This window comes from Pararhodobacter aggregans, from assembly GCF_003075525.1.
Classification (GTDB): domain Bacteria; phylum Pseudomonadota; class Alphaproteobacteria; order Rhodobacterales; family Rhodobacteraceae; genus Pararhodobacter; species Pararhodobacter aggregans.
On the sequence record NZ_QDDR01000021.1, the window covers coordinates 25305 to 31942 of the forward strand.

The window sequence follows — 6638 nt, forward strand, 5'->3', positions numbered from 1 at the left end:
GGGTGGCGGGATGATCGTGGCGGGGTTCGGGTTTTCTTCGCGTGCGACGCTGGACTCGCTGCAAGGCGCGCTGGCCGCGACCGGCGGGGCGCCGGATGCGCTGGCCACGCTCGCCGACAAGGCCTCGGCGCTGGCGCCATTGGCCCTGTCGCTGAACCTGCCGCTGATCCCGGTTGCGGGGCCCCTGCCTGAAACGCTCACCCAATCCGAGCGGAGCCGGGAGGCCCGCGGCACCGGCTCGGTCGCCGAGGCCTGCGCGCTTGCCGCGGCCGGTCCCGGCGCGTATCTGCTGGGGCCGCGCGCCGTCTCGCCCGACCGGCTCGCGACCTGCGCCCTTGCCGAAGGAGGCCAAGCATGACCGTCCATTTCGTCGGCGCCGGACCCGGCGCGCCGGACCTGCTGACGCTGCGGGGCCGCGACATCATCGCTGCCGCGCCCGTCTGCCTCTATGCCGGGTCACTGGTGCCCGAGGCGATCCTCGGCCATTGCCCGGAGGGCGCGCGGATCGTCAACACGGCGCCCCTGTCGCTGGACCAGATCATGGAGGAGATCGCCGCGGCCCATGCCGAGGGCAAGGATGTGGTGCGGCTGCATTCGGGCGATCTGTCGGTCTATTCGGCGATGGGCGAGCAGTTGCGGCGCCTGCGCGAGCTGGGCATTCCCTATAGCGTGACGCCGGGCGTGCCCGCTTTCGCCGCCGCCGCCGCCGCGCTGGGGGCGGAGCTGACGCTGCCGGGGCTGGCGCAATCGGTGGTGCTGACCCGGACGCCGGGGCGGGCGAGCGCCATGCCCGAGGGCGAGACGCTGGCGAATTTCGCGGCGACCGGGGCGACGCTCTGCATTCACCTGTCGATCCATAATCTGGAGCGGAGTGTCGCGGATCTGGTCCCGGCCTATGGCAGCGACTGCCCGGTGGCGGTGGTCTGGCGGGCGACCTGGCCCGAGCAGCGGATCGTCCGGGGGACGCTGGGGACCATCGAGGGGCTGGTCGCGGGCTCGATGGAGCGGACGGCGCTGATCCTGGTGGGGCCGGCGCTGGCGGCCGAGGGGTTCGAGGAGAGCTGCCTCTATGCCGTCGATTACGACCGCCGCTTCCGGCCGCAATCGGCGGAGTCGGTCTATGCGGGGTCGAAGGAATGAAGGGGATCCTCGTCTCGGCGCCCGCCTCGGGCACCGGCAAGACCACGGTCATGCTGGGGCTGCTCAGGGCGTTGAGCGAGGACGGGTTGCGGGTGCAGCCCTTCAAATCGGGGCCCGATTACATCGACCCGGCCTTTCACCGGGCGGCGGCGGGGCGGGCGTCCTTCAACCTCGACAGCTGGGCGATGGGCGAGGGGCTGCTGGGCGCCATCGCGGCGCAGGCGGAGGGCGCCGATCTGGTGGTGGCCGAGGGCTCGATGGGGCTTTACGACGGCGTGGCCTTCGCGGGCGCCACCGGGCACGGGTCGTCGGCCGAGACGGCGGCGCTGATGGGCTGGCCGGTGGTGCTGGTGGTCGATGTCTCGGGCCAGGCGCAATCGGCGGCGGCGGTGGCTTTGGGATTCAAGGCGTTCCGGCCGGACCTGCCGTTTGCGGGCGTGATCCTCAACCGCTGCGCCAGCCCAAGGCACGAGCGGCTGGCGCGGCTGGGGATGGAGGAGGCGGGCATCCCGGTGCTGGGCGTCCTGCCCCGGCGCGGCGATCTGGCGCTGCCCGAGCGGCATCTGGGGCTGGTGCAGGCGGTTGAGCATCCCGATCTGGAGGTGGCGATCGCCGGTTATGCGGCCTTCCTGCGGGCCCATGTCGATCTGGCGGCGATCGTCAGGGCGGCGGATGGGCGAATCGCCCATCCTACGGCGGCGTTGCGCGTGACGCCCCCGGCGCAGCGCATCGCCTTGGCGCAGGACGCGGCCTTTTCCTTCGCCTATCCGCATCTGGTCGAGGGCTGGCGGCGGGCCGGGGCCGAGATCCTGCCCTTCTCGCCGCTGGCCGACGAGGCGCCGCCCGAGGCGGATCTGGTCTGGCTGCCGGGCGGCTATCCCGAACTGCACGCAGGCGTTCTGGCCGGGGCCGAGCGGTTCCGGGCCGGGTTGCGGCGCCATGCCGAGGGAAAGCCGGTGCATGGCGAATGCGGGGGTTACATGGCCTTGGGCGAGGCGCTGGTCGACAAGGCGGGGGTGCGGCACCCGATGGCGGGGCTTCTGGGGCTGGTCACCAGTTACGAGAAAAGGAAGATGCATTTGGGCTATCGGCGGGCCGAGCTGGTAGCGGGGATGCCGGGCTTCGGGCCGGGGGCGGTGCTGCGGGGGCATGAGTTCCATTATTCGACGATCCTCGACCAGCCGGATGCGGGACTGGCGCGGGTGACGGATGCCGAGGGCGCTTCGGTGGTGGAAACGGGATCGGTCCGGGGGCGGGTTTCGGGCACGTTCTTCCATCTGATTGCGGAGGATGCGGGATGAGGGTTGCCGGGGTCGGCGGGAGGGAATCCCGACCTGCGCGTCGCTGCGATGTGGCGCCCTGTGACCGGCGGCGGACGGGGGGCGCTGCCCCCCGCGCGCGGCAGATGCCGCGCTCCCCCCGGGATATTTGCGGCGCAAAGAAGACGGAGGCCGGGCGATGAGCGGGTTCGTGAGCTTCGTCGGATCGGGGCCGGGCGACCCGGATCTGTTGACCGTCAAGGCGGTGAAGCGGCTGAAGGCGGCGGAGGCGGTCCTGTTCGACGACCTCTCGGCCGGGCCGATCCTGGAGCTGGCGGGACCGGGGGCCGAGCTGGTCGCCGTGGGCAAGCGGGCCGGGCGTCCCTCGCCCAAGCAGGACCATGTGAGCCGCCTGCTGGTCGATTACGCGCAGGCGGGTATGAAGGTCGTGCGGCTGAAATCCGGCGATCCGGGCATCTTCGGCCGGCTGGAGGAGGAGATCACCGCGCTGCGCGAGGCCGGGATCCCGTTCGAGATCGTGCCGGGTGTCACCTCGGCCTCGGCGGCGGCGGCGGCGGCGGGGATCCCGCTGACCCGGCGGCTGGAGGCGCGGCGGGTGCAATTCGTCACCGGCCATGACGTGACCGGCGCCCTGCCCGAGGGGCTGAACCTGGCGGCGCTGGCCGATGGGAAGGCGACGACCGTGGTCTTCATGCCGAAACGCACCTTCGCCCGGCTGGCCGAGATGCTGCTGGCGGCGGGCCTGCCGGGCGAGACCCCGGCGCTGCTGGCGGAAAACGTCAGCCACCCCGACCAACGGCTGACCCGCGCCACGGTGGCAACGCTGGCCGAGACGCTGGCGGGGGCCGATCCGCGGGCGGCGGGGCTGATCCTTTACGGGCCGCTGGCCGAATGAAGATCACGCTCTGCACCAGTTGCGCGCTGGGACGCGGGGGATTTGCCGAGACCCTCGGCGAGGCGCTGGCGGCCCAAGGCATCGCCGCCGAGATCGCCGCCGCCGAATGCCTGTCGGGCTGCACGCGCCCCTCCTCGATCGCCTTCCGGGCGCCGGGCAAGACCGCCTATCTGTTCGGCGAGCTGACCGAAGACGACCTGCCGGACCTGCTGACCTTCGCGCGGCTTTACAGCGCCTCGGCCGACGGGACCTTCGCCGATGCCCGCCCGCTGGGCAGGCTGCGCTTCAAGGCAATGGCCCGCATCCCCGGCTGAGCCCTGCCCCCTTGTCCGGGGCGCGAGCGGACGGGAAGCGGGTGGCTTTCGCGCCCTAAGCCCCCGCCGAATCCCGGCAAAGGTCGCGGCCGAGGCCTGACCGGTCGCGATCCGCCTTGACCCAGGGCACCGCTTCCGGCAAGGGTGAAAAGGTCAGGTGCCCCCCGATCGGGGCTGAAACGGGAACGGGGTGGAATGCCCCGGCCGCCCCCGCGACTGTCAGCGGAGAGCTGGCTGCCAACGCGCCACTGCCCATGGAAGGGTCGGGAAGGCGGCAGTCCGCAGCGACCCGCGAGCCAGGAGACCGGCCCGACACCAAACGCTGGTCGCCGTCGGAGGGACGGCAAGGAGAATGACATGAACGCTACCCAGACCAAGACCCAGTCGCTGCTGGCCCCCGTCCTCGGGATGGCGGTGATCGGCCTGACGATGCTGTTCGCCGTGGGCCATGCCCAGTCGGCGACCCTGCATGACGCGGCGCATGACATGCGTCACGCCACCGGCTTCCCCTGCCACTGAGGCAGCCCGGTCCCATGTTCCAGAAAATGATGACCGGCGCGTTGATCGCCGGGATCGGCGCGGGCTTGCTCGCGGCCGTTCTGCATTTCGCCTTCATCCAGAATTACATCCTGCTGGGTGAGCAATACGAAACCGGCGAGCTGGTGCATTTCGCGGCGCCCGAGGCGGCGGTCGCGACGCATGACCATGCCGAGGCCGCCGACCATGGCACGGCCGAGCCTGCCGCCTCCGACCACGGTGCCGCCGATCATGGCGCGCATGAGCACGGCGACGGCGAAACCTCGACCATCGAGCGCAACGCGCTGACCGTGGGCTTCACCGTGCTGCTCTACGTGGCCTATGGCATCATGCTGACCGTGGGCTTCGCCATCGCCGCGCAATTCGGCAAGCGGATCACCGCGACCGAGGGCGCGCTCTGGGGCCTTGCCGGTTTCGCCGCCTTCCAGCTTGCCCCCGGCATGGGGCTGGCGCCGGAACTGCCGGGCTCGGCCGCGGCGGATCTGGCGGCGCGTCAGGTCTGGTGGTGGTCGACGGTGGTGGCCACCGGGCTGGGCATCGCGCTCATCGCCTATGGCCGCTCGCTGATCGCCACGCTGGCGGGCGCCGCGCTGATCGCGGCGCCGCATGTGGTGGGCGCACCGCTGCTCGATGGCTATTACGGCTATGCCCCCACCGAGGTCGGCGCCATCTTCTCGTCCCGGGTGCTGGGCGTGGGGCTGGCGGTCTGGGTGGTGCTGGGCTGGCTGGCCGGGCGGCAATGGGACCGCAGCGGCGCGGCGGCATGATCGCGCTGGATCTGATCGGCATCGGCACCGGCAACCCTGAGCATGTGACGCTCGCGGCGATCCGGGCGATGCGCGAGGCCGATCTGATCCTCCTGCCCCGCAAGGGCGACGAAAAAAGCGATCTGGCGGACCTGCGCCGCCAGATCTGCACCGACCATCTGCCGGACCTGTCGCGGGTCGTGGAATTCGATCTGCCCCGGCGTGACGGCGAGACCCCCTATCTGGACGCGGTGAACGACTGGCACGATGCCATCGCCGGGGCATGGAAAGCGGCCATCGACACCCATCTGCCGGGCGGCGGGCGGGTGGCGCTGCTGGTCTGGGGCGACCCCTCGCTTTACGATTCGACCCTGCGGGTGGCGGCACGGCTCGGCCTGAAACCCCGTGTGGTGCCCGGCGTGACCTCGCTCTCGGTGCTGACCGCGGCGCATGCCATTCCCCTGAACGACCTGGCCGCGCCCGTGGTCATCACCACCGGGCGGCGCCTCAGGCAGGGCTGGCCCGAGGGCGCCGATACCGTGGCGGTGATGCTGGATCAGGGCGGCGCCTTCACCGCGCTGGACCCGACGGGCGTGACGATCCACTGGGGCGCCTATCTGGGCATGGAGCAGGAGGCGCTGATCGCCGGACCGCTGGCCGAGGCCGGGCCGCGGATCCTCGAGACCCGGGCGGCGCTCAGGGCCCGGCATGGCTGGATCATGGACATCTACCTGCTGCACCGTTGACAGACGGGGCGGCCCCGGCATCCTGTCTGCCGCAGGTCCGCCCATGCTCACCCCCGAGACAATCGCCTTCCTCACCGACCTCAAGGCCAACAAGACCGCGACGGGTTCGAAGCCCAGCGCCTGCGCTATGAGCGCGCGCTGGCCGGGCCCTCCCGGCTCTTCGCCGCCGAACTGGCCGACGGGCTGGCCGCGGCCAGCGGCGCGCCGGTCACCGCGCGGATCTACCGGCCGCACCGCGACCTGCGCTTTGCCCGCGACAAGACGCCCTATGACGCGCATCTGCACATCGGGTTTTCCGGCGCAGGCCCCGGCGCCTGGCTGGTCGGGCCGGAACCCGGGCGCCTGGTGATCGGCGATGGCGTGATGGGCTTTGATCCCGCCGCCCCGGGGCCGCTGGCGGGCCTGCGTCGCGGGACCTGAGGGCACTGGCCGGGATCATGGAGGAGATCAAGGCGCGCGACCTGCGCCTCGACTCGCCTGAGCTGAAACGCCTCCCCGCCCCCTGCCCCGCCGATCACCCGAGGGCCGATCTGCTGCGACGCAAATCGCTGCGGGTCCGGGACGAGGATTACGGGATGGACAGCGCCTTCGGCCCCGCCGCCCCCGCCCGCATCGCCGCCGCCCTGACGGCATTCGCGCCGCTCCACGCCTGGCTCCGCACCGCGCTCGCCTGACCGGCTGTGGAGGTGTTTCGCCCTCGTTGCCCGCTGTCGCGGGCGCCTTGGGCGACCAGCGGGGGGCATTCTGCCCCCCGGACCCCCCTGAGGATATTGGAAGAACGAAGAGGGGAAAGGGCGCCCGTGGCATCCGTCCCGCGGCCAGCATCCGGCGCGTCCGTCGGTGGGGTCAGGGCGCGCGCCTCGGGCTTTCATTCTGCCTCAAATACGCCCTTCCGACCGCGCCGCGGGGGCCGAGGCCGGGGTGGGGCGATTCGCCTCGTTTGGCCGAATCGCCTCGGCCAGAGGGGGCAGCGGCTGCCG

General features: G+C 71.9%; 9 protein-coding genes, 1 pseudogene and 1 riboswitch. All 10 genes and pseudogenes read left to right on the top strand.

Annotated features, from left to right (window positions below):
• The first annotated feature begins 10 nt into the window (after positions 1 to 10).
• The 10 genes and pseudogenes from DDE23_RS24230 to DDE23_RS25795 all read left to right on the top strand — a co-directional run bounded on the left by DDE23_RS24230 (position 11) and on the right by DDE23_RS25795 (position 6332).
• Positions 11 to 358 carry a cobalamin biosynthesis protein gene (locus tag DDE23_RS24230; protein ID WP_107755149.1) on the top strand — a complete coding sequence of 116 codons (348 nt, stop codon included), beginning with the start codon at positions 11 to 13 and terminating at the stop codon, positions 356 to 358.
• The gene (gene cobM, locus DDE23_RS24235) at positions 355 to 1140 is read left to right on the top strand and encodes a precorrin-4 C(11)-methyltransferase (protein WP_107755148.1); all 786 of its coding nucleotides are present in this window, start codon (positions 355 to 357) and stop codon (positions 1138 to 1140) included. Before DDE23_RS24230 ends, cobM begins: the two co-directional genes overlap by 4 nt.
• On the top strand, positions 1137 to 2441 hold the full coding sequence (locus tag DDE23_RS24240; RefSeq protein WP_107755147.1) for a cobyrinic acid a,c-diamide synthase CobB: 1305 nt from the start codon (positions 1137 to 1139) through the stop codon (positions 2439 to 2441). The genes cobM and DDE23_RS24240 overlap by 4 nt, the downstream gene beginning before the upstream one ends.
• Positions 2442 to 2598: 157 nt before the next feature.
• Positions 2599 to 3315 (top strand): uroporphyrinogen-III C-methyltransferase, encoded by a 717-nt coding sequence (gene cobA, locus DDE23_RS24245; RefSeq protein WP_107755146.1) that lies wholly within the window; start codon positions 2599 to 2601, stop codon positions 3313 to 3315.
• Positions 3312 to 3629, top strand: a complete 318-nt coding sequence (locus tag DDE23_RS24250) for a DUF1636 family protein (RefSeq protein WP_107755145.1) — start codon at positions 3312 to 3314, stop codon at positions 3627 to 3629. Before cobA ends, DDE23_RS24250 begins: the two co-directional genes overlap by 4 nt.
• A 138-nt stretch (positions 3630 to 3767) precedes the next feature.
• Positions 3768 to 3956: riboswitch (cobalamin riboswitch) on the top strand.
• 30 nt (positions 3957 to 3986) lie between these two features.
• Entirely contained in the window at positions 3987 to 4148 is a 162-nt protein-coding gene (locus DDE23_RS24255) for a CbtB domain-containing protein (RefSeq protein ID WP_107755144.1), read from the top strand.
• 14 nt (positions 4149 to 4162) lie between these two features.
• A complete protein-coding gene (locus DDE23_RS24260) occupies positions 4163 to 4933 on the top strand; it encodes a CbtA family protein (protein WP_107755143.1) in 771 nt (256 codons plus the stop codon).
• The gene (gene cobF / locus DDE23_RS24265) at positions 4930 to 5658 is read left to right on the top strand and encodes a precorrin-6A synthase (deacetylating) (protein WP_107755178.1); all 729 of its coding nucleotides are present in this window, start codon (positions 4930 to 4932) and stop codon (positions 5656 to 5658) included. The genes DDE23_RS24260 and cobF overlap by 4 nt, the downstream gene beginning before the upstream one ends.
• A gap of 99 nt (positions 5659 to 5757) precedes the next feature.
• Positions 5758 to 6078 (top strand): annotated as a pseudogene (locus DDE23_RS25870) (DUF2461 family protein); the annotation flags it as partial.
• Positions 6079 to 6083: 5 nt separating this feature from the next.
• Positions 6084 to 6332: a DUF2461 family protein gene (locus DDE23_RS25795; protein WP_272947898.1), complete on the top strand. Its 249-nt coding sequence runs from the start codon at positions 6084 to 6086 to the stop codon at positions 6330 to 6332.
• Positions 6333 to 6638 lie beyond the last annotated feature (306 nt).